Annotated in this window: 25 protein-coding genes; 8 read left to right on the forward strand and 17 right to left on the reverse strand. The window is 45.3% G+C overall.

The window, feature by feature from the left end:
• Positions 1 to 23 precede the first annotated feature (23 nt).
• Both CYCME_RS13270 and CYCME_RS06535 read left to right on the forward strand, forming a co-directional pair.
• On the forward strand, positions 24 to 242 hold the full coding sequence (locus CYCME_RS13270) for a GDCCVxC domain-containing (seleno)protein (protein ID WP_073024910.1): 219 nt from the start codon (positions 24 to 26) through the stop codon (positions 240 to 242).
• 266 nt (positions 243 to 508) lie between these two features.
• Complete coding sequence (locus CYCME_RS06535) at positions 509 to 2,248, forward strand: FTR1 family protein (RefSeq protein ID WP_051184137.1); 1,740 nt, start codon at positions 509 to 511, stop codon at positions 2,246 to 2,248.
• On the opposite strand, the gene CYCME_RS06540 is transcribed toward CYCME_RS06535, so the two are convergent.
• The gene (locus tag CYCME_RS06540; RefSeq protein WP_020932521.1) at positions 2,216 to 5,104 is read right to left on the reverse strand and encodes a Tn3 family transposase; all 2,889 of its coding nucleotides are present in this window, start codon (positions 5,102 to 5,104) and stop codon (positions 2,216 to 2,218) included. The two genes, CYCME_RS06535 and CYCME_RS06540, sit on opposite strands and share 33 nt — an antisense overlap.
• 20 nt (positions 5,105 to 5,124) lie before the next feature.
• Positions 5,125 to 5,280: a hypothetical protein gene (locus CYCME_RS13145; RefSeq protein ID WP_020932522.1), complete on the reverse strand. Its 156-nt coding sequence runs from the start codon at positions 5,278 to 5,280 to the stop codon at positions 5,125 to 5,127.
• Between CYCME_RS13145 and CYCME_RS06545 the strand changes: the two genes are divergently transcribed.
• The gene (locus CYCME_RS06545) at positions 5,229 to 5,804 is read left to right on the forward strand and encodes a recombinase family protein (RefSeq protein WP_231580323.1); all 576 of its coding nucleotides are present in this window, start codon (positions 5,229 to 5,231) and stop codon (positions 5,802 to 5,804) included. The genes CYCME_RS13145 and CYCME_RS06545 overlap by 52 nt on opposite strands.
• 30 nt (positions 5,805 to 5,834) lie before the next feature.
• On the opposite strand, the gene CYCME_RS06550 is transcribed toward CYCME_RS06545, so the two are convergent.
• Complete coding sequence (locus CYCME_RS06550; protein WP_020932524.1) at positions 5,835 to 6,128, reverse strand: metal-sensitive transcriptional regulator; 294 nt, start codon at positions 6,126 to 6,128, stop codon at positions 5,835 to 5,837.
• A gap of 250 nt (positions 6,129 to 6,378) precedes the next feature.
• Between CYCME_RS06550 and CYCME_RS06555 the strand changes: the two genes are divergently transcribed.
• From CYCME_RS06555 to CYCME_RS06570, 4 genes are all read left to right on the forward strand, one after another.
• Positions 6,379 to 8,229 (forward strand): copper resistance system multicopper oxidase, encoded by a 1,851-nt coding sequence (locus CYCME_RS06555; RefSeq protein WP_020932525.1) that lies wholly within the window; start codon positions 6,379 to 6,381, stop codon positions 8,227 to 8,229.
• Positions 8,222 to 8,986, forward strand: a complete 765-nt coding sequence (locus tag CYCME_RS06560; RefSeq protein WP_020932526.1) for a copper resistance protein B — start codon at positions 8,222 to 8,224, stop codon at positions 8,984 to 8,986. The genes CYCME_RS06555 and CYCME_RS06560 overlap by 8 nt, the downstream gene beginning before the upstream one ends.
• Positions 8,987 to 9,032: 46 nt before the next feature.
• Entirely contained in the window at positions 9,033 to 9,500 is a 468-nt protein-coding gene (locus CYCME_RS12815) for a DUF2231 domain-containing protein (RefSeq protein ID WP_020932527.1), read from the forward strand.
• A 313-nt stretch (positions 9,501 to 9,813) separates the two neighbouring features.
• Entirely contained in the window at positions 9,814 to 10,083 is a 270-nt protein-coding gene (locus CYCME_RS06570; protein WP_020932528.1) for a hypothetical protein, read from the forward strand.
• A 296-nt stretch (positions 10,084 to 10,379) separates the two neighbouring features.
• Here the strand turns inward: CYCME_RS06570 and CYCME_RS06575 are convergent, their stop codons facing one another.
• The 9 genes from CYCME_RS06575 to CYCME_RS06615 form a co-directional block, all read right to left on the reverse strand.
• Positions 10,380 to 11,000 carry a cation diffusion facilitator family transporter gene (locus tag CYCME_RS06575; RefSeq protein WP_020932529.1) on the reverse strand — a complete coding sequence of 207 codons (621 nt, stop codon included), beginning with the start codon at positions 10,998 to 11,000 and terminating at the stop codon, positions 10,380 to 10,382.
• Between the two features lie 9 nt (positions 11,001 to 11,009).
• Positions 11,010 to 14,201: an efflux RND transporter permease subunit gene (locus CYCME_RS06580; protein WP_020932530.1), complete on the reverse strand. Its 3,192-nt coding sequence runs from the start codon at positions 14,199 to 14,201 to the stop codon at positions 11,010 to 11,012.
• 10 nt (positions 14,202 to 14,211) lie between these two features.
• Positions 14,212 to 15,444 carry an efflux RND transporter periplasmic adaptor subunit gene (locus CYCME_RS06585; protein ID WP_016390672.1) on the reverse strand — a complete coding sequence of 411 codons (1,233 nt, stop codon included), beginning with the start codon at positions 15,442 to 15,444 and terminating at the stop codon, positions 14,212 to 14,214.
• A 2-nt stretch (positions 15,445 to 15,446) separates the two neighbouring features.
• Positions 15,447 to 16,724, reverse strand: coding sequence for a TolC family protein (locus tag CYCME_RS06590; RefSeq protein ID WP_020932531.1), 1,278 nt, complete (start codon positions 16,722 to 16,724; stop codon positions 15,447 to 15,449).
• Positions 16,725 to 16,815: 91 nt separating this feature from the next.
• Positions 16,816 to 17,076 carry a hypothetical protein gene (locus tag CYCME_RS06595; RefSeq protein WP_041932920.1) on the reverse strand — a complete coding sequence of 87 codons (261 nt, stop codon included), beginning with the start codon at positions 17,074 to 17,076 and terminating at the stop codon, positions 16,816 to 16,818.
• A 241-nt stretch (positions 17,077 to 17,317) separates the two neighbouring features.
• Entirely contained in the window at positions 17,318 to 18,046 is a 729-nt protein-coding gene (locus CYCME_RS06600) for a hypothetical protein (RefSeq protein WP_020932533.1), read from the reverse strand.
• A complete protein-coding gene (locus CYCME_RS06605; RefSeq protein ID WP_020932534.1) occupies positions 18,036 to 18,341 on the reverse strand; it encodes a heavy-metal-associated domain-containing protein in 306 nt (101 codons plus the stop codon). Before CYCME_RS06605 ends, CYCME_RS06600 begins: the two co-directional genes overlap by 11 nt.
• Positions 18,342 to 18,355: 14 nt before the next feature.
• Entirely contained in the window at positions 18,356 to 18,751 is a 396-nt protein-coding gene (locus tag CYCME_RS06610; protein WP_020932535.1) for a hypothetical protein, read from the reverse strand.
• On the reverse strand, positions 18,744 to 18,977 hold the full coding sequence (locus tag CYCME_RS06615; RefSeq protein WP_020932536.1) for a GDCCVxC domain-containing (seleno)protein: 234 nt from the start codon (positions 18,975 to 18,977) through the stop codon (positions 18,744 to 18,746). Before CYCME_RS06615 ends, CYCME_RS06610 begins: the two co-directional genes overlap by 8 nt.
• Positions 18,978 to 19,048: 71 nt before the next feature.
• On the opposite strand from CYCME_RS06615, the gene CYCME_RS06620 reads away from it, so the two are divergent.
• Complete coding sequence (locus tag CYCME_RS06620) at positions 19,049 to 19,462, forward strand: MerR family transcriptional regulator (protein ID WP_020932537.1); 414 nt, start codon at positions 19,049 to 19,051, stop codon at positions 19,460 to 19,462.
• Between the two features lie 185 nt (positions 19,463 to 19,647).
• On the opposite strand, the gene CYCME_RS06625 is transcribed toward CYCME_RS06620, so the two are convergent.
• The 5 genes from CYCME_RS06625 to CYCME_RS06645 form a co-directional block, all read right to left on the reverse strand.
• The gene (locus tag CYCME_RS06625; protein WP_020932538.1) at positions 19,648 to 20,037 is read right to left on the reverse strand and encodes a CBS domain-containing protein; all 390 of its coding nucleotides are present in this window, start codon (positions 20,035 to 20,037) and stop codon (positions 19,648 to 19,650) included.
• 78 nt (positions 20,038 to 20,115) lie between these two features.
• Positions 20,116 to 20,637: a cupredoxin domain-containing protein gene (locus tag CYCME_RS06630; RefSeq protein WP_144276107.1), complete on the reverse strand. Its 522-nt coding sequence runs from the start codon at positions 20,635 to 20,637 to the stop codon at positions 20,116 to 20,118.
• A 59-nt stretch (positions 20,638 to 20,696) separates the two neighbouring features.
• Positions 20,697 to 21,398 carry a copper resistance protein B gene (locus CYCME_RS06635; protein ID WP_223253173.1) on the reverse strand — a complete coding sequence of 234 codons (702 nt, stop codon included), beginning with the start codon at positions 21,396 to 21,398 and terminating at the stop codon, positions 20,697 to 20,699.
• Between the two features lie 7 nt (positions 21,399 to 21,405).
• Positions 21,406 to 23,253 carry a copper resistance system multicopper oxidase gene (locus CYCME_RS06640; RefSeq protein ID WP_020932541.1) on the reverse strand — a complete coding sequence of 616 codons (1,848 nt, stop codon included), beginning with the start codon at positions 23,251 to 23,253 and terminating at the stop codon, positions 21,406 to 21,408.
• Between the two features lie 110 nt (positions 23,254 to 23,363).
• Positions 23,364 to 23,654 (reverse strand): hypothetical protein, encoded by a 291-nt coding sequence (locus CYCME_RS06645; protein WP_041932921.1) that lies wholly within the window; start codon positions 23,652 to 23,654, stop codon positions 23,364 to 23,366.
• Positions 23,655 to 23,831: the final 177 nt, after the last annotated feature.

The raw sequence follows: 23,831 nt of genomic DNA on the forward strand, positions 1-23,831 counted from the left end.
AGCAGCAACAGCGAGGTTTAGTTATTGAAATTATTTTGAAATCTACCCTCTATTGCCCAGAATGTGGTCATAAAGAAACAGAAGCAATGCCCACAGATTCTTGCCAATGGTTTTACGAATGCAAGGGTTGTGGTGTTCTGCTCAAGCCAAAGAAAGGAGATTGTTGTGTTTTCTGTTCTTACGGTTCTGTTCCGTGCCCTCCTATTCAGCAAGGCACAAGTTCTTGTTGTACATCGTCATAAAAGCGCATAAAACGTATAGGCTGTTAGGCTTGTGGGGTGATTCTGGAGACTTGGGTGTCCCCGCAATGAGAATACCGACGTTGTTTGTCATATCGTTACGCGTACAAACACATGTTGTCGCATATTTATATCGCCATCTCGATAGGCCATCAATAAGAAGAAAGAGACAGTATTGGTGATAAGTGCCAAGTCTGTGGAAGCGGGACAAAATCTAGTTGTTTGATTGTATCAACAATAAAGACATTAAAAGTTAATTGATTTATTAGATGCGAATGATTATCATTTGTATTCTATTCTCACTTTGGTTTTTTAAAAATATGGTTAAAAAAATAGGTTTTCTTTTATTCATATTCTTTTTTTCATACTCAGCTTATGCATCAATGCCAATTCAAAGGCTTCTGCAGTTAATTGACTATATTGGCGTTGATTATCGTGAGGCCATAAAAGATGGTCAGGTGATTAACACAGAAGAATACGGTGAGATGAAAGATTTCGCATTAGCAGTCCGTGAAAATATTCTCCAGCTGGAAGGTGTTGATAAGAAGCTTATAAATCAAGTCGCTATGCTAGAGTCACTAGTTAATTCGAAAGCAGACCCTGACGAGGTAGCTAAGTTAACTACCGATATGCATAGTCAAATGGTTGCTGACTATGACATCTTAGTTGTGCCTCGTGCAGTACCGAATACTTTGATTGCAAAACAACTCTATGAGAAAAACTGTATAGCCTGTCATGGCGTGAAAGGTAATGGAGGTGGACCGTTGGCGAAAACAATGGAGCCATTACCGACGAATTTTCTCGATAGAGAGCGTTACAAGGAAAGAACACTTTATGGTCTTTTTAATAGTATTACGCAAGGTGTTTCAGGTACGGGAATGCCATCATTTAGTCAGTTGTCAGAACGTGATCGCTGGTCGTTGGCTTTTTATGTTGGTCAAATGGCTGTTCAAGCGAATGAAGTTGAGGCCGGTTCTGCCCTCTGGAAAACTAAAAAGAGTAATTCAGATTTTTCTTTAGAACGGTTAACGACTACCTCTCCTAAGCAGGTAGAAATTTCTTCAGGGGGTGATGCAGTTGCTATAACAACCTATTTACGCCGTAATCCACACGAAGTAATGAAAAAGACGAAGCAATCTCCTTTGGAGTTTAGCATTCAGGTTCTAGAAGAAAGTAGGACTGCTTATTCCTCTGGTGATAGAGCTGGTGCATATGATTTAGCTATAAATGCATATCTAGAAGGTTTTGAGTTGATCGAAAATAGTCTTGATGCTATTGACCCGACATTACGTCGCCAGATAGAAAGTGAGATGACAGCATATAGGAACTTGATTCGAAAAGATAAAGGAGAAGCTACTGTAAACAGCGCCTACAACAGCATTAAGTTGTTATTAGAAGCGGCGCAATCTTCACTAAGTGAAAAGCGACTGTCGGGCAAAACGGCATTTGTGGGCGCAATGATTATTTTACTACGGGAAGGTTTAGAAGCATTATTAGTTATTGCCGCGCTAGCAGCCTTTTTGATAAAGACAGGTAAACGTGAAGGCTTGATTTATCTCTATGGTGGACTTGTTGTTGCTCTGTTAATGGGTGGAGTTACTTGGGTTGTTTCAACGACGTTGATTCAAATAGGTGGGGCAAGTCGTGAGTTAACTGAAGGTATAGCTGCTATAACCGCAGCATTAGTACTCTTTTATGTAGGTTTTTGGATGCATAATAAAACCAGTGCTATGCAATGGAAGCACTTTATAGAGAGTAGTATTAAAAAGGCACTGAATAAAGAAACGTTGTGGGGAATCGCAGCTTTGTCTTTTATTGCGGTGTACCGTGAAGTGTTTGAGAGTGTGTTGTTTTATCAAGCTTTGTGGGTGCAAACTGATCAAAATGGGCAAGGTATGATTGTATACGGACTTCTTCTTGCCACAGCAATTTTAAGCCTATTGGGGGTTGTTTGCGGGAGGGGGCGAAATGACACCCTAAGCATCGGGCCAATGGTATTCACCAGTTAGATTGATATGCTCCCACCCCAGAGGGGATACATGGGGCAGTAGATCGGGATTTGGTGCCTCACCGGCATTGGTGAGTGTCTCGACAATTTCCCCCAGCTTTTTGGTGTTCCAATAGATAATGATTGCCGCAATGAGATTCATCCCAGCAATTCGATAGTGTTGTCCCTCAGAGGATCGATCACGAATCTCACCTCGACGATGAAAACTGATTGCGCGCTTTAGGGCGTGGTGTGACTCACCTTTGTTGAGCCCCATCTGTACGCGCTGTTGCAACTCAGCGTCCAACATCCACTGCATCATAAACAACGATCGTTCAACTCGACCGATCTCACGTAGGGCGACAGCCAGTTCATTCTGTCGCGGGTAGGCAGATAGTCGTTTCAAAAGCTGACTGGGTTTCACTGTGTTTGCCGCTGCGCTTGCTGATAGCCGGAGAATGTCGGGCCAATTCCGCACGATCAGATCTTCGTTGATCTTGGCCGCAACCAACGGCCTCAGTGTCTTGTGTACCTCGCTTGGATTAAATGCATACAAGCGTTTCGCCGGTAGATCGCGAATACGAGGTGCAAAACGGTAGCCCAGCAGTGAGCACATGGCGAACACATGATCGGTAAACCCACCGGTATCTGCATATTGTTCCTTCACTCGCCGTCCGGCGTCATTCGACAACAGTCCGTCGAGAATATAAGGCGCTTCGTGTGCTGTTGCCGGAATCGCTTGCGTCGAGAACGGAGCATATTGATCGGAGACATGGGTATACCCCTTTATCCCTGGGTCAATGCCATAGCGTCTGTTCACCACATTCATGGCTTCGCCAGGCCCGGAGGCTCGGAAGAATTGACCATCGGCCGACGCAGACTCTCCGGCGCCCCAAAGTCTGGACATAGGCAGTTGACTTTGCGCGTCCACGATCATGGCGAGTGCTTGCCGATAGCCATCGTCTTGTACGTGCCACCGAGAAATTCTAAGCAACTCCCAGAAAGAATGTGTTGTGGATACGGCACCCATCTTGCGAAGGCCCAAATTCACGCCGTCACTGAGGAGCACCGTTAAAAGCCCGATTTGGTCACGACACGGCGCTCCTGTTCGCAAATCTGTGAAAGCTTCTGTAAACCCGATATCACGATCTACTGACAACAGAATGTCAGTGACCGGTGTTTGCGGTACACGCCGGTACAAATCCATGACTAGCTGATGGGCATTGTCGGGCGCCTGTTTCTCCAATTTGGAGAGTTTGAGTACGCCGTCTTGAATTAGCCCGTTTGGTAGCCGGTCACGGCGTGCGGCTTCGCCTGTGGCTTCAAATGCTTGAGCCAGCACCTGTTTCCGTTGCGTTAACCAGTCGAGAGGGTCCAACGGTACTGCCAGTGCTGATGACGTTGCAACGGCGTTAACCGGTATCAACTCTTTCGATGGCTCTGCATATCGACGGCTATTTTTTAACCAGATGTCGCCTGCCCTAAATGCATCGCGAATAGCGAAAAGAATCGCAGTTTCCCAAGTTCGACGGTCTGTGCGCTGCAACCTCTTTCGCCATTTGGGTCTAGCGAAGGCTATCGGTAGATTGTTTGGTAACCCCCGATTATTCGATCGGTTCAGTTGTTGGAGTGCGTTAATTGCTTTGAGTATCGGTCCTGCTGACTGCGCACCTTCGATCGCGAGTGTGTTCAGAAACCGTGGTGCATAGCGACGAAATCTAGCGTAGCCACTGTTCACAAAATCCAGAGGATCGGCTCCAACTTTGGCATTCACAGCGGTGGCATCTTCGACCAGGCGATTGAATACCTCCCAGCCGCAATCCTGTTCAATGGCTGTGTCGACGGGCTCGCCGGCTTCTCGCGCCGCGATGATCGATGCGCCTACTTCGGAAAAAGTTTTGAGTGTTTGTTGGATGAGCGCACGTTGATCGTTAATTTGATCATCTCTAACACGCTCAGAAGCACGGTACAGCCGACCCACAATTCGATCATGGGTTTCGACGATGGCGTCACCGATTGCGCCATGCCATTCAACACCACAGACGACTAGTATCGCCAGTTTTCTATGCGTAGGTAGATCACGCATGCCATCGGCATAGTAGCGTTCACCCTGGCGACGAAGGCGGGCTACTCTGTGCGAGGGCACACCCTGAAGCAAAGAAGGGCTGAGTTCCAAATCAACGATCCGTTCCAGCCGATCGAGCAACCCATTGACCACCCGTGAGTTGCTGCCCGGTTCGTGTTGGCGCAACCAGACGAATCGGGTGACGCCTGTCACCGTTGTTTCGCTGAGCAATGCGGTGAGTCTGTCCACTGTGGTGTTGTCGAGACGATCCGCGATGCGCCTAGAGATACGATTGTCGGCGGCGACCAGAGCATCTGCACACAATCGTTCAACCGTTGAAGGTGCCGGTACAACAATGCGCCGAAGGCGCATTTGGGCGACCACTTCGCGTGCCAACCCTTCGTTAGAGTGGGCCTGTTCAGCGGCTGATGCCAGCCACTGGGCGAAATCTAGGTCAGAAGCCTGATAAGTTCGATAGCCGTATAGATTCTGGAGCGACACCGAATGCTGATAGCGTGTCTGCCGTCTCTCCGCATAGTCGGCAAGGTCGCTTTTCGACAAACCCAGTTGCGCCCCAATAAATTTGATAATTGGGTCTGGGATGAATTCGCCTGGTTGGAGTAGTCGACCGGGATACCGCAAGGCACATAGCTGCAATGCGAAACCCAATCGGTTGCCGGGGCGTCGCCTTGTTTTGACATGCTGCATGTCCTCGTCACTCAACACGTAGTGGCGGAGCATCGAGTCTTCATCCGCTGGCAATCCGAACAGTGCTTCCCGTTGTCGTTCGGTCAGAATGGTGCGTCTTGGCATGCGATACTGTCCCAGTTAAACTAAAGGCTAAACAGGACACCAATCCAGCCAGTAAACATGCGGCTTTGCAAGCCATGAAGAGAGGTAGGTTTAATTGGGACACCGGGTAGCCATTTATTGTCGAGTGTCGACAGCTGATCAATCGTGTGCGCGGCAGGCACGCGATCTTCGAGCATTCGCTAAACGAGCGAACTACGACGTCATTGGAGTTTTCAAGGAAACGGGGTCAGGTGCGAAATTGGATCGCACAGAACGAAAGAAAATTATGGCCTTGGCGCAACGCCGGGAAATCGATGCGGTAGTCGTGACAGAATTGTCTCGATGGGGTCGATCAACCATCGACCTGCTCAACACGCTCCGCGACCTGGAAAACTGGAAAGTCTCGGTGGTCGCCATAAGCGGCATGACCTTTGATCTATCGACATCCCATGGTCGGATGATGGCAACCTTTCTATCCGGCATCGCAGAATTTGAACGTGATTTAATTAGTGAACGCGTAAAATCCGGTCTTGCTGCAGCAAAAGCTCGCGGCAAAAAGCTGGGCCGAAAGAAGGGCTTCCGCCCAAAATCCGACAAACTTTCACCTAAAGTGCTTCACCTCATTGAACAAGGTAAGAGCTATCGATGGATTGCACGGGATCTCGGTATTAGCAAGAACACGGTCTCTGAGATTGTAAAACGCTCACGCGAGGCGGCCTAGACGCAGGCACTTTTTCTCGGTACCAGACCCTCAGCGACCTCGTTCAAACAGATCGACGAGTTCAACGATCTTATCTCTTTGCTCATCCAAAGAGCCTTCTCTAAGTGCACCTTCAATACAGGAATTTGCATGATCACGTAGAAGTTCGGTTTCAACTTTTTTCAACGCGGCTTTCGTGGCCTGAATTTGTTGCAAGATGTCGACACAGTAGCGACCTTGTTCCAGCATTCGATCTACGCCGCGGACTTGACCTTCGATTCGCTTAAGGCGCCTCGAAATCGCTTTTCGAGAGGCGGGCAAATCTGATTTTTCAAGGTTGGACATGGTGTTATCACTCGGTCGACATACTCCTTAGGAGTATACAACGACCATCAGCTTGATATCAGTCTCGAGTTCTCACGTGACCGTTGATGCGCAGCCAAGATTGAATGATTTTAACCCTAATCGCTTGGTCTTGTTAAATACTACCGGGTAGTGTATATTGCCAATTTCCAAAACTAAGTTATTCCGCCAGGGCGTGCTTTTTACGCCGGGATAGCGCGCAAGCAACCAAGATTATTTGTTGGAGCGAACAATGAACAACCAAACGATGTATTCGAAATCAAGACGCCGCTTTATAACGCAAGCGGGTGCTACAGGTGCAATCCTTGGGCTCAATTCTTTGGTCCCGGCTTTTGCCGGAGAAACCTTAGGCTTAAGTCCCGAACAAGCAACCGGCCCGATTGATCTCAATATTACCCGTCAGCCCCTTGATATTGGCGGGCGAATGGGCGATACGGTGACGATCAGTGGTTCCATTCCCGGTCCGCTTGTTCGCCTAAAAGAAGGGCAGGACGCAGTTATTAGGGTCACAAATCAACTGGATGAAGACACTTCCATTCACTGGCATGGCTTACTGCTCCCCTATGAAATGGATGGCGTCCCCGGTGTCAGCTATGCGGGTATCAAGCCAGGTGAGACGTTTCGTTACGCCTTTCCGGTAAAGCAAAGTGGCACGTACTGGTATCACAGTCATTCTGGATTGCAGGAACAGCAAGGTCACTATGGGCCGTTAATTATTGATCCGATTGCCCCCGAACCGTTTGCATACGACCGCGAATATGTGGTCATGCTTTCTGACTGGACGTTTGAGAACCCAATGAGCGTTCTGAAGAAACTGAAGAAGCAAAGCGATTACTACAACTATCAACGGCGCACGGTACCTGAGTTGTTTAACGATGCTGAAGAGAACGGTTGGGGTAAAACGGTTCGAGAACGCATGGTCTGGGCGCGATCGCGGATGGCGCCGACAGACATCGCCGACATTAGCGGTGCTACCTATACCTATTTAATGAACGGAATGGCGCCAGATTCCAATTGGACAGGCTTGTTTCGGCCGGGAGAGCGCATACGCCTGCGGTTTATCAACGGCGCAACGATGAGTTACTTTGATGTCCGCATCCCGGGACTGAAAATGACCGTGGTACAAGCAGACGGGCAGAATGTTCAGCCGGTCGCTGTTGATGAATTTCGAATTGGCGTGGCGGAAACCTATGACGTCATTGTCGAGCCTGTCGACGAGGCGGCATACACGATTTTCGCAGCCTCCATGGACCGCAGCGGTTTTGCGCGCGGAACCCTGGCATCCAAAGCAGGGCTCGAGGCAGCAATACCGCCGCTAGGCAATCCTCCGGTGCGCACAATGAAGGATATGGGCATGGGTGCGATGGCCATGCCGGGTATGACGTCGGCACCCAAAGATGGCGTGCCTGCGATGAACATGAAAGATGGGACTATGGCGATGCCGGGTGAAATGCCTGCTAAGAAGCAGACGATGGACAGTATGGACATGTCACGCAATAGAGGCACTGGCATGTCAACAGCATCATCGCCAGTAAAGCATGGCCCGGACCGTCACGGTAAAGGCAACACAATGGTTGCTGAATTTCCGAGTAATCGCCTGAGCGAACCGGGCAACGGACTGGAGAACAATGGCCGTCGCGTGTTGGTGTACACCGATTTACGCAGCCTGTCGCCGTATCCCGATCAACGGCCTCCGGAACGCGAAGTAGAATTGCACCTGACCGGCGTGATGGATCGGTACATGTGGTCGTTCGATGGTAAAAAGTTTTCTGAAGTGGATGGTCCTGTCCACTTTAAGTATGGCGAACGCCTGCGCTTGGTGCTGGTCAACGACACCATGATGGAACATCCGATTCACCTGCACGGTATGTGGATGGAACTCGAGAATGGCGCCGGTGAATACCGGCCACGCAAACACACCCTCAACGTGAAGCCTGGTGAGCGGCTGACCGCGCTGATCAGTGCAGATGCCCCCGGCAACTGGGCCTTCCACTGCCACCTGTTGTATCACATGGACATGGGTATGTTTCGAGTGGTGTCGGTGACCAATGATGCAGTGTCATCGGAGAACCGCAATGGATAATCAATTGCTCACCACATCCCCCTCGATTCGAATTGTGCTAGGCAGCTTTTTGATAATTATCAATAGCTTTGCTTTCGCTGAGGAATCCGGTTGGCCGGAACCCGTTGAAGACAACTTACCGCTGGGTATGATCATCGCAGACCAGTTCGAGTATCGCGACAACGACGGCGCCGATACGCTTCGCTGGGATATGCAGGGCTGGTATGGCACCGACACCAACAAACTGTGGATGAAATTTGAAGGTGACGACCAAACATCAGCAAACGGTGGCGAGTTGGAACTTCAAGCGCTCTATAGCCGAATGATCGCGCCGTTTTGGGATTTGCAGGTCGGCCTGCGCTATGACCGACAGTATGGCTCTGGCCCCGATCAGGATCGCAGTTTTGCGGTGCTGGGCGTCCAAGGTTTAGCGCCTTATCGATTCGAAGTCGAGCCCGCCCTCTTTATCAGCGAGGATGGCGACGTCTCGGCTAGATTAGTAGGCACTTACGACCTGTTGTTCTCGCAACGCCTCATACTGCAACCTCGATTTGAAACCAATATTGCAGCCAGTTCAGTACCTAGATTTGGCGTCGGTAGCGGGTTGAATGATGTGCAACTAGGTCTGCGATTACGTTACGAAGTTCGTCGAGAATTCGCTCCATATATCGGCGTCAGCTGGAAGCGCCAATATGGCGACACGGCTGATCTGACACGCGCTGAAGGCGGAGACGTTGATAATCTGGCATTGGTTGCCGGCTTTAGAGTGTGGTTCTAACTCGTGCATACCGAACATTCTAATTATTTGATGGGAGTTGTACCCAATGTTACCGATTGAACAAATCCACCCATTGGTCGTGCATTTCCCAATCGTCTTTGCACTATTGCTCGCAATGTTCGATTTGGTCGTTGTTTTTCGAGGGTTGTCCCTCGATGGTCGTGGCGCTATTGCTAATATCTCGGCTGGACTCGGGCTAGGCGCGGGGCTGGCCGCCGCAGTAGCTTTTGTTTTTGGTGACCTTGCGCTCGATGTCGCGCTGGCCAACGGTACGTCCCTTGCGATATTAGAAACGCATGAGGAGTTCGGACACATTGCAGCAGGTGTCTTAGTTGCTTGGGGGCTGCTACGCGCAGTTATTTGGTGGCGAGGCACCGTTCTATCGAGGCGCCTCTGCTGGGGTGCAGTGGTATTCGAGCTGGCGATTGCAGGACTGATCGTCACAACTGCTTATTTTGGTGGTCAACTCGTCTATGAATTCGGCGTCGGTGTTTCGTTGCCGTCGGGACTTTAGACTGTTTTGGTTGGGGCATGAGTCTAAATGGTTGGACTTTATTGTCCGCGTTCACTGATATGCGGAACCTGTTAGTCACCTAAGAGGGCGAGTCCTTTCTCACAGACAATACTTGTGAGCTGTGTTGACCATTGAGAGAGGGGGCTGAATATCAATTTGGCTTACATTTATGTCCTATGGCCGATTCCATTTGGATGTCTAAAAAAGATAACTACTGAGGGCATCCTTTTTAATTGAATTTCTGCAATAGACGCTACCCTTCGGGTGTCATTTCGCCCTCTCCCGCAAACGACCCCTATTGGCATGGCTTATTATGAAATACAGTACACGCTTACCATTGCGACAATTTTTTGCCGTTAGTGGTGGCTTCATGTTTATTCTGGCCATTGTTTTTGCGGGTAAAGGCATGTCAGCATTGCAAGAAGCTGGAAAAATCCCCTTGGATCCTGTTGACTTGCCAAGTGTAGAGTTACTTGGGATTTACCCGAACTACCAAGGTCTGGCACTCCAATGTCTAATGTTGATATTGGCTAGCATTATGATCATTAGGGATAATCAAAAGAATCGCAACGGAGGAGTTTGATAAGGTCAATTTTTTGACAATAAAACAGGTCAATATTTTATTTTAGAAAGGTTCAGGATATGTTGGTATTGAAGTACTTTAAGGTGACTTGAACCTTTATTACTGGCCTATTTTTTTGACTATCTTGTTGATGATGGCTCTTTGAGAAGAGCTGTATATAACAGCGGTATTACCATCAGCGTTGAGACAATGACCGAGTAGCTGAGATAATTGCGAAATTTTAGCGGCTAATTATATGACCAGAAACCCTATTATCGTCAGGCATCAATTTCATATTGATGCCTTCCCTCTGAAAGCTACTCTAAGTCTTTATTTAAAGCGCTCTTAGCCTCACGAATAACACCCCAAGCAGAATGCATAACTATCACAGCGATGATCAAGCCAATAATAATGTCAGGTAACGGCGTGGAGAACCAATAAACCAAGCCGGCCGCAATTAGAACACCGATGTTGTTTATCATATCGTTACGCGTGCATACCCATGTGGCTCGCATATTGATGTCCCCGTCTCGATACGCCATTAACAAGAGAAAAGATATAGTATTGGCAATAAGTGCCAATAGGCCAAAAACCCCCATATTGAAGGCATCAGGTATATTGTTAGTGCTTAGTAGGTAGATTGGTTGTATTAAAATTCCTAAGCCCAATATCATCTGAAATATACCGCTAGTTAATGCCGCACGACTCTTCCAATGAGTTGCACGCCCTAGGGCAAATAGCCCTAGAGCGTACACCAAAGCATCGGCCAGCATATCTAATGAGTCCGCCATTAATGCGGTGGAGTGGCTTAACATACCAGCAATAAATTCAACGACAAACATCACCGCATTTATTAATAAAACTAAGATCAATACGCGCTTTTGTTGTTTCGTTGCCGCTTCTATTTTATCGCTGGAACAGCTATCACATCCGGCCATTTCTATTTCCTACCCTTCATTATGTTGCTTTGAGAAATACGCATATAACGCAGGTATTACCACCAGCGTTAACAATGTCGCTGAGAAAAGCCCGCCAACAACAACCGTTGCCAGTGGCTTCTGTACTTCTGAGCCAACCCCTGTCGCTAGTAACATTGGGATAAGCCCAAGAGCCGTGGTTGCGGCGGTAATGAGCACGGGTCGTAAACGTGACACAGCACCTTCAAACACGGCTTGTTCACAAGATAGCCCATCTTCAATGCGTTGATTAATGGCATTGATCATCACCACACCATTCAATACCGCGACACCAAACAAGGCAATAAAGCCAATTGAACCCGGTACAGACAAGTATTGGCCAGAGATAAATAATGCAACGATACCGCCAATCATTGCCAGTGGCACATTCAACATAATCAATAAGGATTGCCCGACAGAATTGAATGCAAAGTACAGCATTAAAAATATCATTCCCAGTGAAACGGGAACAACAATCATCAGCTTGTCTTGTGCTCGTTTTTGGTTTTCAAACTGCCCACCAAACACAACGGTATAACCAGCGGGTAAATCAATTTCGTCATTGATTCGCTGATTTATTTCAGCTACAAGACCACCCATATCTCGACCTTCAACATTGGATTGGATAACCACTCGTCGTTGTACATCATCTCGACGGATTTGTGGTGGACCGGATTCGATTTTTACATCAGCTACATCAGCCAATTTAACCCATGCACCGTTTGGTGCTTGTAAGGTGATGTTTTGAATGGTTTCCATGCTGTTGCGATAACCCGCATCCAAACGAACGGTAATATCATAACGTTCGTTGCCGTTAATGACTTGACCTGCTTCCATGCCCCCAATGGCATTAGCGACTAGATCCATTACTTGCGCAACAGGGATTCCATAACGAGCTAATGAATCGCGATTAGGGCGAATAGCCAATTGAGCTTCACCCGCAATTTGTTCCATTTCAACACCGCGAGTACCCTCAATTTTGCGCACCAAGCCTTCTATTTTTTTACCGGTGCTTGCAAGCGTGGCTAAATCTGGGCCAAACAGCTTTATAGCTAATTGTGCTTTCACACCTGACAGTAATTCATCTACGCGAGTAGCAATAGGTTGTGAAAATGAGAACAGCAAGCCGGGGTGAACGGACATCTTTTCCTCCATCAATTTTTGTAATTCTTGACGGTTGGATGAGCTTGTCCATTCATCTACAGGTTTCAAGCCAACAAATATCTCAACGTTGGATACAGGTTCAGGATCACCGCCAATTTCAGCACGTCCAGCTCGACTGGAAACATATAGCACTTCAGGGAAGGTCATTAATTGTTCTTCAAGCTTCCCAGATACCTCTAATGAAGTTTCTAAGCTAGATGAAGGCGCTAGTGTGACACGAATGTTTAAGGTGCCTTCTTCCAATTCAGGCACAAACTCTGTTCCAAGAAAAGGCACTAAAGCGAGTGAACCAATAAACAAGATGACGGCGCCGAAGACAATTTTACGAGGTGCACCTAAAGCCCGTGATAACAGCGGGCGGTACATATTGTCAAAAAAGGTAACAATTGGATTGTCTTTTTCTTTAACCCCGTGACGGAACATGTATGTTGCCAGCGCAGGCACAATAATAAGCGCAACCAATAACGAAGCTAACATAGCCAATACAATTGAAATAGCCATTGGTTGGAACAACTTGCCTTCGACTCCTTCCAACGTAAATAACGGTGCAAATACGATGATAATAATCATCACCGCAAAAAACACCGGCCTGCCGACTTCACGGGCAGCTATTAGAATTCGAAGCGAAATCCCATGATGGTCTTGAGCTACGTTATATGGATCGGGTGCACCTTCCGCTAGCACTGTTTGAGCGTATTGCTCGTGCTCCCTATCAGGCTTACTTAAATGACTGAAAACATTTTCCATCATCACAACCGAACCATCGACCATCATACCGATAGCTATGGCTAAACCACCTAACGACATCAGGTTCGCTGAAATACCCCAATAGGCCATAAACATGAGTGCTAAACCAACCGATATTGGCATTGAGATGAGCACCAAAAAGGCGGCACGGATGTTCATTAAAAACAGCATTAAGACAACGATAATCAACACGAATGCTTGTAATAATGCTGAGCTTACGGTGTTAACAGCTTGATCGACCAAGGCTGCTTGATCATAAAAAGGTTCAATAGTCACACCGTCCGGTAACGCCGTTTGTATCGCGGGTAGCCTTGCCTTAATACCGTCGATAGTCGCTTTTGTATTAGCGCCTAAGCGTTTCATTACGATCCCTGCTACTACTTCGCCCATTGCAACTGGGTTTCCTTTAGCATCTCGAGTTGACATGGTCACAGCGCCTTGACGAATTTCAGGGCCAAAATCGACTATTGCCACATCACTGACTCGTACTGATACGCCGTCAATATTTTTTAACGGAATATTACCGATGTCACGTAAACCCTCTTTGTCGCTTCGTACCCAGCCTACACCACGAATAATGAGTTGTTCCGCACCTCTGTCTAAATACCAGCCACCTGCATTACGGTTGTTTTCTTCAATAGCTTCAGCAATATCTTTAATGGTTAGTTTATAAGACAGTAATTTACTGGGATGTACTTGCACTTGGTACTGCCTAACTTCACCGCCGAATGATAAGACTTCGGTTACCCCACTAACAGGCATTAATAGCAGCTTGACCACCCAATCGTTTAGACTTCGCAAGGCAATAGCATCAAATTTTTCAGGATCGTCAGCACGCAAAATATATTGATATATTTGCCCAAGCCCTGAAGTATTTGGCCCCATTTCAGGGGTTCCAATACCATCTGGAATTTGCTCACGTGCCGATTGCAGGCGTTGAAAAATAAGTTGCCGGGCAAAATAGATGTCGGTTCCTTCCTTGAAAACGACAGTGATAACAGATAGCCCTGTTTTAGATATTGAGCGAACTTCTTCAACATCAGGCAAGGCGTACATCACGGATTCGATAGGGAAGGTGATTAGTTGCTCGACTTCCTCCGAAGCAAGACCACGAGCTTCAGTATTAATTTGTACTTGAACATTGGTTACGTCCGGAAAGGCATCAAGATTAAGTGAAGGTAATATTAATGTTCCGCCAACAAGAGTCGCCAGCAGTGAAAGCACTACCAGCAGACGATTATTAATACCGAGGTCAATAATTTTATTAAACATGGTTGTGGCCTCAATGGTTATGAATGTTAAAACCAGACTTTGCTAATTCTGATTGTAAAAAGAATGCACCATGAGTTACGACGCGAGTGCCTGCATCAATACCATCAATTACCGTCACTCCATTATTTGTTCGTAATACATTGATTTCTTTAGGCTCGAATTGGTTGTCTTCGTGCTCAACAAATACCATCCAATCGCCATCAGGGCTACGTAGAACCGCATCGGCAGGAACAGACAGTACTTTTTCTGCGTTATTTGCAGCAATGTTTACGTCAACAAAAACACCTGGGTGTAATACGTCATCAGGGTTTGCTACTTCGATACGAATACCAATAGTACGTGTGCTTTCATCCAAAGAATGATGACGTTGAATAACGGTTCCCTTTAATGTTTTTTTACCAAAAATGACATTGGCCATAGCTCCTATTTGCACGTCTGTAACTTGTTTTGCGGTTAGTCGAGTATTTACCCAAAGTTTCGTTTCATCACTAACTTTAAATAACATTTGACCTGCATTAACTACTTCACCCAATGTAAATTGATCCTGAATTACGGTGCCACTTTGCAACGCTAATAGTTGGAAGCGACCGTTGGCCAGTCTGGCATTACCCGCTTTTAAAATGGCCTCAACTTGTTGTTGGTTCATGCCATATGCCTGCACTTTTGCACGAGCCTGTTCATTGTTTACTTTGGCTTGTATGTATCGAGCCGCAGAAACTACTTTTTGTCCTAACTTTCGAACACGGGTCCATTCTCGAGCAGCTACTAAAAGGTCGCCCTGTGCCTGTGCCATTTCAACACTAGATAACGTGACTAATGGCTGCCCCGTAGACACTAAATCACCTAGTTTTGCATGTCTTTTAACAACCTGAGCATTAATGAGTGATACAGCCTGACTGGTTGCATAAGCATTTAGGGTTATTTCGCCTGGTGCACTAATGCTGAGGTCTATATTCGTTAACTGGAGGGGCGTAGTGGTTATGCCTGCTGCTTTTTGTTGAGCAGCTGTTAAATGAATTCCTTCCTCTTCTTCATGTGCATCACCGCCTTTTTCATGTTTTTTGCCGTCATTTTCATGCGTATCATGATCTTCTTCATGGGCATCACCGTCTTCTTCATGCGTATCATGATCTTCTTCAGTATGTGCGGTTTTGTGGTCATGGTCATCTTCTGATGCATGGATGGTTTGAGCACTTGATAGAGTTAAAAGAGTGATCAAAAAAATGGTATTAAACTTATTCATTATTATTCTCCACTGCCTAATTTCTTAGGGATGCTGTTTGTTTGTAGGCTACTTTGGGGGCTTATCCATTTAGCAATATCGCCAGAGGCAATGAGCCATTGCGTCCACGACTGCCATAGTTGAGCGCGCTGCCTAATGACACTTTCTTCGGTATCAAGTGATTGTTTGAGTTGCACCAAATAGTCGGCCGTACTTAATTCACCTGCTTCCCATAGACGGCCTAACAGTTTTTCTTTTCGTAATAAATGCTGACCTCCGGTCGCTTCCCACTGAGCCCATGCTTGACGATTAACCTGAAGTGTTTGTTCTGCTGAAGTCAGTTGAGCGAGTAATGCTTGTCTCGTACTTGTTGCTTCATATTCACGCTGTATAAGCAGTAATTGGGCGGCTTCTACTTCAGCGCTTAAATTATTTCGTACAAACAGAGGCATTGAGAAACTAAGGCTCGTTAAATTATCGTTGCCTTCCTTACCTGCTTTTATTCCAATACTTGGGTTAGGGCGTTGTTCGCGCTGACGTAATTTAATTTCTGCACGAGCAATGTTCATTCGAGTAAGGGCAAGACGCATCTCTGGTAAGCGATCGAGTGTTTGATTTGAATCTTTTACCGGATATTCTGAGCTGGTAGGTATGTCACTCATTACTGGTAATGACATTAGTAAAGAGTTACTCCCGCTCCCTAATACCACGTAAAGATTCTGTTTATTGATAATTAACTCAGAACGAGCATCAGCTAACTCAAAATTCGCTTCGCTGCTTGCTAGTTGGGCTAGAGCCAGTTCAACTTCGGTAAGGTCTCCAGCTTGATAACGCTGTTTGGCAATACTGAAAAACTGTGACATCGAATTTGAACGTTTTTCAATTATTTTCAGCGTATCAATACTGGCTTGATATGTAACCAATGCTAATAAAACTTCAGCAGTTAATTTTTGCTGTGCGACAGTTAATTCGGTAAGGCTAAGTTGCAATTTGTAATCTGCAAGATGTGTTTGCGCTAATCGTTTATCACCCCAGTCAATGGTCTGAGTGATGCCGGCTGTTTTTGTGTCAACACCTGCTCGTTCATACTCAAATTCAAGTTCTGGGTTGAACAAAGGTTGATTGGCAGCACGAAGCTCAGCTGATGCCTTATCAGCAGAAGCTTGAGCTGCTTGTAATCTAGGATGATGTTGTACAACTTGGTTTAGCCAACTTTCGAGCTTCTGTTGCTCGTTAGCGCCAACTGTTGAAGGTAACAATAAGGCGCATGCAAAAAGGCTAATGACATTTAAAAATCTCATGGAAATTCCTATAAATAAAATAAAACATAGACGATCTAAATTAATGAATCGTGTAGGTATAGCCGGTTAGAACCGACAAAATTATTAGGAATTAGCTAAGGGGAGGACGTTGGAGCGGACTGGTTTGGTGTGATTGAAAAAGTGAGTTATATGTCAAGGTGTCACGCTTAGTCACGTGAGGCGAAACTTTTGTATAGAGACCAATCAAGCCTAACAAATGAGCGCCTGCATGACAGCAGTGATCATCATCTAGGTGGTTGTCTTGATCACTAGTTAGATCAATGCTGTGTAAATCAGCTTGTTGTGACATGGCCTGTTGGTGTTTCCCAGCAATATCATCATGGCTGTTCATTGCCCAAACGCTGCTATAGCTTAGCGAGCTAAGAATCAGTAATAGTATGGTTACGTGTTTAAGCACAATGAAGGGGTGTTGGAAACATTCTCGACAGTCTAACCTTTTGAATTATAGGTTGTCAAATTAGTGTTATTGCTAAACCAAATGGTTTGGTTGGGTCAGGCCTGAATATATTTATCTATATCTTGGTTATCTTTAATTAGTGTCGATGCTTTTCCATTGAGAAATTATTTTGCAGTTAAAAATGAAACCGAGTACTCAGTATGAAGCGTGTTTCATTAGCATTGTTTAGGTCGTTAACCATTCCACCCTCGATGACTACCTTTTGATGAATCCACTGCAAACCTAGGGTCAATTGATGAGTCACGGTATTATCTTCAGCCCAACGACCATTTAATTCCACCACCGTATTTAGCTCTGATGCGAAGCCCCAATTAGGCCGATCTACGGGAAATAATCGGTATTGCCATGACAGATCATAGCGGCCACTGTCGAGACGATTATCAATTCCTAGTTGATACAAAAAATCGACATCAATTTCATTACGGTTTTTGAAGTGTGTAAATACAAACCCCGCCTGAACTGCAGTATCCCTATCATTTTCAGTTGGCACAACAAGCCCTGCCAAAACACCAAAACGATCCGTGCCCATAAAACTATCGTTTTTCCAGGCAATATGGCGATACAAAACTGACACATCCCCTTGTCTATCTTTACCAGCTGGTGAAAGCCGATAAGGCAGGCCTAGTAATACAGTTTGGTTTGCACTTAAACCGTATGCCAGGCTAGTCGTAATGCTATCTATATCTGACTTCTTTGTATGTTCAAATGCTAGCCGCACCACTGCCCCGTCTTTTTCAACCGGTAATGCAACAAATGAGCGCAGCCCCATGCCATATACGGTATTACTGATACCAAAACTTAATAACAATATCGCTATCTGCGCGGTAATATTGTTATTTTTCATCTGCCAGTATCGTAATTTTTACGGGGGTAAAGCCTGCGTCTAATACGGCTTTTTTAATACTCTCAATGCTGGGCTGGTTGCCCTCAGTTTGAAGGCGTATTTTTTTCTGTTTCAGACTTACTTCAACGTTTGAAATACTTTGCATTTCGCCAAATTTTCGTTCTAAACTATCCACACAAAAGGCACAGGTCATACCATAAACCTCGATCTCTACAGTTCTGGCCTGAACACTTTGCAGCATCCCCAAAACGACCACTAAACTCATCGCAAGGGTAAGATTAAATATTTTTTTCATCTCATTTATCTCCTCTACAAATTCAATAATTGACGCAGCGGTAACAATAAAACGCTAAAGAAAAAGCCAATCATCCAAATGCCCACGCTTAACCAAAAAATACGTTTATTCCATTTTTTTGACTGTCTACAAGCCGCCGCTCCTTTAGGGTCAATGGGGCAGGCTTGATCAGGTCGCCAGATAACCCATGCGAGAAAGGTTAATAATAATCCGGATATGCTAAGTGCCCATAATTTATGTTCTGCAAGAAAGAATAGCCCTGGAATGTTGTAATTCAAACTGGCTACTACCGCGCCAAAACCAAGTGACACAAGCAAAACCGGCAAAGCACAACACAATAGGGTGCCACTGGTTATAAACAGCGTTAACCACCGTAGTTTTGTCTTAGATTGCCATTTAAGCTTATCCACAACATGGGCCCTCCGTTGTTTCGCCCATCTGCTGTAACTGAATGGGAGGACAGGCAACACTTCCATAAGAACAGAACACGCAGCAATCTCCTTGTATTGGTTTCAACAAAACTTCACAAGCTGGGCACTCATAAAACCATTGGCATGCATCTGTTGGCATTTCAAGAAGCTCCTTATGTCCACACTCAGGACATATTAGTTCTGAATCAAGAATGACCTTTTTCATCTACACCTCCTTGTTCTTTACATTTGTTATCATACAACCTGTAGTTACTACAGGTTCAAGAGGTTTTTGTTATGGAAACAACCCTTTTCTCAATCGGCCAACTCGCTAAACGAGCAAAATGCAAAATAGAAACCGTGCACTACTATGAAAAAACGGGCCTGATGCCAGACCCGCCACGTACAGAAGGAGGCCATCGGCTTTATGATCTAAAGCTTATCAAACGACTTTGTTTTATCCGCCGTTGTCGTGAACTTGGCTTTAGCATTGCGCAAATTAAGGAACTACTTACGTTTATTGATGAGCCCAATCATTATTGTGGCGAGGTAAAAGAACTGGCAATGATACATGCAACTGAGGTTCAGCAAAAAATTGATGACTTGCAGAAACTCAAGTTAGCACTCAATGAAATGGTCTCTCAATGCAAAGGGGCCGATAGCTCTGTAGCAGAATGCTCGATTATTGATGCGCTATATGTAAAAAAATAGCTTACATTATGGCATTGTAATCCCCTCTATAGGCGACATGCTGTTTTTTTGATAATTTGTTGCTCGGTCGTTATCCATATGTTCTTTCATGGTAATTCCCTTTTTTTAAGATCATTTCTTAGCCGTAATTTTTATTGATTACATAAGGTCATGATTGTGAGCATGTAATAAATATAACTGTTGAATTAACGAGCCCCCTGCCTTAATACCTTCTTTTCTAAAATATCCATTGACGAAACAATACCCAAGAGACCCTCAGCGCCGGTGACAACCAGATGATGTAACTTGTTACTCACCATTAATTCTGCTGCTTCTGTAAGGGATTGGTAAGGACTAATTTCCACAACAGGTTCGGTACAAATTTCCCACGCTTGGACATCACCCCTTAGTGATGCTTGAATAGCATGTAGCTGAATTAAATCAATGGCACTTATTACACCTATGCACTGAGCTGCATTATCAATAATCGGCAAGCACTGTACGCCCGCCTTGTTCATTAGTTGTTCGAGCATTCCAACGGAATCCGTCATTTGCCCACAAATAACGGCTTTTGTCATAATATCCTCAACAATCATCTGGTTAACTCCCGCTTCATATTAAAAACCGATTACCTTGTTACTCGGCAGCTCAATGCATATCCCACTCATATTTAGTTAATTTAAGGATACTTTGTGAAACATACCTGCTTCAAAATGACCTGGCACATTACACGCAAAAACTACATCCCCGCTCTTAAATTCCCACGTCAGTACTTTTGTTTCCCCTGACTTAACAGTTACCGTATTGCCATCTTGATGAATCATATCGGGCATCTGACGCATCATCTTCCGATGTGCTTGCTGTTCTTTTTCATCTCCTATGGAAAATTCATGAGGAAGCTTTCCTTTATTGGTAATGACAAACTTCACGATATCCCCCGCTTTCAGATCGGGCTGTGATGAAAACGTAAAACGCATTGTGTCTAAGGTGGTTACGGCAATGGTTTTTGTCGCTGCAGATTCGGTAGCTGGTTGACCCACCGCACTGCCTTCTGAATCATGCTGATGCCCAGAATGCTCCTCGGATGGCATTTGCATAGGTTTGCTTACCGACTCATCAGCACCGTGTTTATGAACATGTGTAGACTCACCGCCCGCTATAGATGTTGTTGTAAAGGCTACGAGTACTAGCCACATTGAGATATAGATTATTTTGTTAAACATTATTTTTTCCTTTTTACTTTTAAAATTTAATTTCAGAACCAAGCTCGTATTCCCACAACAAACTGAGTGTCGCTTACATCTTCTCCTTCATCTCGGGAAAAATTTGCTGTATCACCGTATGTCTTGTTCCAATTCACCCCTATATACGGTGCAAATTCACGTCGTATTTCATAGCGAAGTCGTAAGCCTAGCTCAATATCAGACAGACCTGAGCCCACACCCGTTGCTTCGTCATCTTTGCTGTATGCATTGATTTCAACTTCAGGCGTGAGAATTAACTTTTGCGTTAGCATAATTTCATATTCGGCCTCAAGGCGAAGCGCGGTTTGACCATTATTTCCAATGAAGGCGGCTGCATCAATTTCAAAGAAATACGGTGCAAGACCTTGAAAACCAACCGCGAACCAGTCTCGATTAGGAGTTGGCATTTTGTCATGACGCCAACCCACTTGAACATCCCAGTATGGGGCGATAGCTTTGCTGTATAAAAACTGCAGTTCAGCTTCGTCTGTTTTACCGCTGACGTTTTCAACATCCACCTTCACCCAAAGTTTATTGAGGTCTTTACCTACCCAGCCTTGTGCCTCTAAAACAATTGGATCACTTCCTTCTGTATTACGTAGTTCAAATTGACCAACCATCACCTTAGTTAGTAGAGGGTCGTCACGACCCATTGAATGGGATGCCATTGATACAAGAGAAATACAGATAATTAAGAATAATTTTTTCATCATAGCCTCCTTAACTCACTTCAACTTTTCTAAACATGCCCAACATGTGGAAGAACAAATGACAATGAAATGCCCAGCCCCCCATTGCGTCTGCTGTCACTAAATAACTCGCTTTAGAACCTGGCTGCACTATAACGGTATGTTTTCGAGGAATATAATCAGGATCCCCTGTTTCTAAATCACTCCACATACCATGTAAATGCATCGGGTGATTCATCATCGTGTCATTGATGAAATTTATTCGTAAACGCTCACCATATTTAAATTTTAATGGTTTTGCATGCGCAAACTTAATACCGTTCATCGACCACATATAACGGCTCATATTACCGGTTAAATGTAAGTCAATTTCGCGCCCAGGCTCTCTTGGGTCAGGCGTTTTATGTAAATTTCTGAGGTCAGCATAAGTCAGTACTTTGCGCCCGTTATTTCGTAAACCAATACCTGGGTCATCAATTCGATACTCCGGCGAATCGGCACGCATATCAACATGTGGCCCAAATTCAGTACTTTTATGAATAACCGGCCTATTACTACCAAAACCCGCTTTCCCTGAGCCATATTCAGGCTTAGGCGTCATATTAGACATATCATGACCACTATGATCCATCTTGCTATGGTCCATACCCGCCATCTTGCTATGGTCCATACCCGCCATCTTGCTGTGATCCATGCCAGCCATCTTGCCATGATCCATACCGGCCATGCTCATGCCCATATCACCATGACCAAGAATAGGTGATGCGTCCATTGCAGGTGGTATTGCCTTCATTGCTGCATTAGGTGTCAGTGTGCCACTTGAAAATCCTGTTCTATCAATCGATTGAGCAAATATGCTGTATGCCTGCTCAGCGCTAGGCTCTACGATCACATCATAGGTTTCAGCGACACCTAGGCGGAACTCATCTATGCTAAACGGCTGTACGTACTGGCCGTCTGCTGCAACCACCGTCATTTTCAACCCCGGTATAGAAATATCAAAAAATGACATTGCTGCTGCATTGATGAAACGCAAACGAATTTTCTCACCGCGTTTAAAAATTCCTGTCCAATTATCTTCGGGCGTTTGCCCATTCATTAGATAGGTATAGGTGTATCCAGTGACATCTGATATGTCTCTGTCCGACATCCGCATTTCATTCCACATGCCACGACTGGACCAAAAACCATCCCAGCCTTTTTCACCAACTTCGCTTAGCGCATCAAAAACCGTTCGCTCTTGGTAATTATAGTAATGCGATAGCTTCTTAAGTTTTGCGTAAATATTGTCAGGCTTCTCATCACTCCAATCAGACAGTGTCACCACATAGTCGCGGTCATAGTTAAATGGCTCCGGTTCAATGGGGTCAATAATGATGGCACCATAGGCACCCGTGGGTTCTTGAAAACCAGAATGACTGTGATACCAGTAGGTTCCACTTTGGTTGACTCGAAATTTATACTGAAAGGTTTCACTCGGTTTAATACCTGAAAAGCCTTCGCTAATATTAGGTACACCGTCCTGACTGCTTGGCAAAATAATCCCATGCCAATGAATAGAGGTGTCTTCTGCTAGGTGATTGGTGACATTTAGAGTGACCTCTTCACCTTCTTTCCAGCGTAACGTAGGCGCTGGAACAGAGCCATTTATCGCCGTAGCAAAACGGTTTTTTCCGGTAAAATTGACCGGTATTGGGCTATAGGTCAGGTCAAACTGTCTGCCACGCAATATTTTCGACTGTTGTTTAATTCGTGTTTCAGCGACCACCGCTGGAGAAATACCTAAGCCAATAAGCGCACTACCAGCTGCAACTCCGGTGACAAAACGACGGCGAGGTAAATTGATGTTTCCCTGGGGGGATAATTTTTTAATTAACATTGTAAATTCCTGATTATTGAGCAGCCACGGGCGGCTCGACTAAAATGTTTTTTTTAGGGTTCTATCGTTTTATAGCAGAAACAGCTGACTCAACGACAGTATTAAAAAAATCAGGAAAAAATGGGGGGAGGAGAATCTAACGTAACAAGAAAACTGGAAAAATGCTCCATCGAAGGAGCCGTAAATTGCTGATGCGGCTGGTCATCAGTAAGCACTACGGTTGTTAGAATAAAAGATGCCACATGAAAACACTTATCACAATGGTTTTCATCGCAGTTCAAACTAGATACACCCATATCAGCTACAGAAGATGTTTTCATCATGTCATGATGATCGCTCATATCCATATCAGACATTTGATGAGGCCCCATATCCATGCCAAACGAAGCCATACTCGTCATTGCCCATGCGCTTTGCAACGGCAGAATAAACAAGCATAAAGCCAGTAAACAGTGGATAACGATGTGACGATTTATCTTCATAGCTGTTTTAATAGTACACCAAAAAACTACAGGAGGCACTTGTTTATTAGGTTGTTATCAATAATCCGCAAATACTGTATACCCACCTTCTTCATT

Source organism: Cycloclasticus zancles 78-ME (genome assembly GCF_000442595.1).
GTDB classification, from domain to species: domain Bacteria; phylum Pseudomonadota; class Gammaproteobacteria; order Methylococcales; family Cycloclasticaceae; genus Cycloclasticus; species Cycloclasticus pugetii.

Excerpts from the sequence above, each read along its gene's own strand:
- CYCME_RS06535 (WP_051184137.1), top strand. The coding sequence starts at position 509 with ATGCGAATGATTATCATTTGTATTCTATTCTCACTTTGGTTTTTTAAA.
- CYCME_RS06540 (WP_020932521.1), bottom strand. The coding sequence starts at position 5,104 with ATGCCAAGACGCACCATTCTGACCGAACGACAACGGGAAGCACTGTTC.
- CYCME_RS13145 (WP_020932522.1), bottom strand. The coding sequence starts at position 5,280 with ATGCTCGAAGATCGCGTGCCTGCCGCGCACACGATTGATCAGCTGTCG.
- CYCME_RS06550 (WP_020932524.1), bottom strand. The coding sequence starts at position 6,128 with ATGTCCAACCTTGAAAAATCAGATTTGCCCGCCTCTCGAAAAGCGATT.
- CYCME_RS06555 (WP_020932525.1), top strand. The coding sequence starts at position 6,379 with ATGAACAACCAAACGATGTATTCGAAATCAAGACGCCGCTTTATAACG.
- CYCME_RS06560 (WP_020932526.1), top strand. The coding sequence starts at position 8,222 with ATGGATAATCAATTGCTCACCACATCCCCCTCGATTCGAATTGTGCTA.
- CYCME_RS12815 (WP_020932527.1), top strand. The coding sequence starts at position 9,033 with ATGTTACCGATTGAACAAATCCACCCATTGGTCGTGCATTTCCCAATC.
- CYCME_RS06570 (WP_020932528.1), top strand. The coding sequence starts at position 9,814 with ATGAAATACAGTACACGCTTACCATTGCGACAATTTTTTGCCGTTAGT.
- CYCME_RS06575 (WP_020932529.1), bottom strand. The coding sequence starts at position 11,000 with ATGGCCGGATGTGATAGCTGTTCCAGCGATAAAATAGAAGCGGCAACG.
- CYCME_RS06580 (WP_020932530.1), bottom strand. The coding sequence starts at position 14,201 with ATGTTTAATAAAATTATTGACCTCGGTATTAATAATCGTCTGCTGGTA.
- CYCME_RS06585 (WP_016390672.1), bottom strand. The coding sequence starts at position 15,444 with ATGAATAAGTTTAATACCATTTTTTTGATCACTCTTTTAACTCTATCA.
- CYCME_RS06590 (WP_020932531.1), bottom strand. The coding sequence starts at position 16,724 with ATGAGATTTTTAAATGTCATTAGCCTTTTTGCATGCGCCTTATTGTTA.
- CYCME_RS06595 (WP_041932920.1), bottom strand. The coding sequence starts at position 17,076 with ATGAACAGCCATGATGATATTGCTGGGAAACACCAACAGGCCATGTCA.
- CYCME_RS06600 (WP_020932533.1), bottom strand. The coding sequence starts at position 18,046 with ATGAAAAATAACAATATTACCGCGCAGATAGCGATATTGTTATTAAGT.
- CYCME_RS06605 (WP_020932534.1), bottom strand. The coding sequence starts at position 18,341 with ATGAAAAAAATATTTAATCTTACCCTTGCGATGAGTTTAGTGGTCGTT.
- CYCME_RS06615 (WP_020932536.1), bottom strand. The coding sequence starts at position 18,977 with ATGAAAAAGGTCATTCTTGATTCAGAACTAATATGTCCTGAGTGTGGA.
- CYCME_RS06620 (WP_020932537.1), top strand. The coding sequence starts at position 19,049 with ATGGAAACAACCCTTTTCTCAATCGGCCAACTCGCTAAACGAGCAAAA.
- CYCME_RS06625 (WP_020932538.1), bottom strand. The coding sequence starts at position 20,037 with ATGATTGTTGAGGATATTATGACAAAAGCCGTTATTTGTGGGCAAATG.
- CYCME_RS06630 (WP_144276107.1), bottom strand. The coding sequence starts at position 20,637 with ATGTGGCTAGTACTCGTAGCCTTTACAACAACATCTATAGCGGGCGGT.
- CYCME_RS06635 (WP_223253173.1), bottom strand. The coding sequence starts at position 21,398 with ATGATGAAAAAATTATTCTTAATTATCTGTATTTCTCTTGTATCAATG.
- CYCME_RS06640 (WP_020932541.1), bottom strand. The coding sequence starts at position 23,253 with ATGTTAATTAAAAAATTATCCCCCCAGGGAAACATCAATTTACCTCGC.
- CYCME_RS06645 (WP_041932921.1), bottom strand. The coding sequence starts at position 23,654 with ATGACGAGTATGGCTTCGTTTGGCATGGATATGGGGCCTCATCAAATG.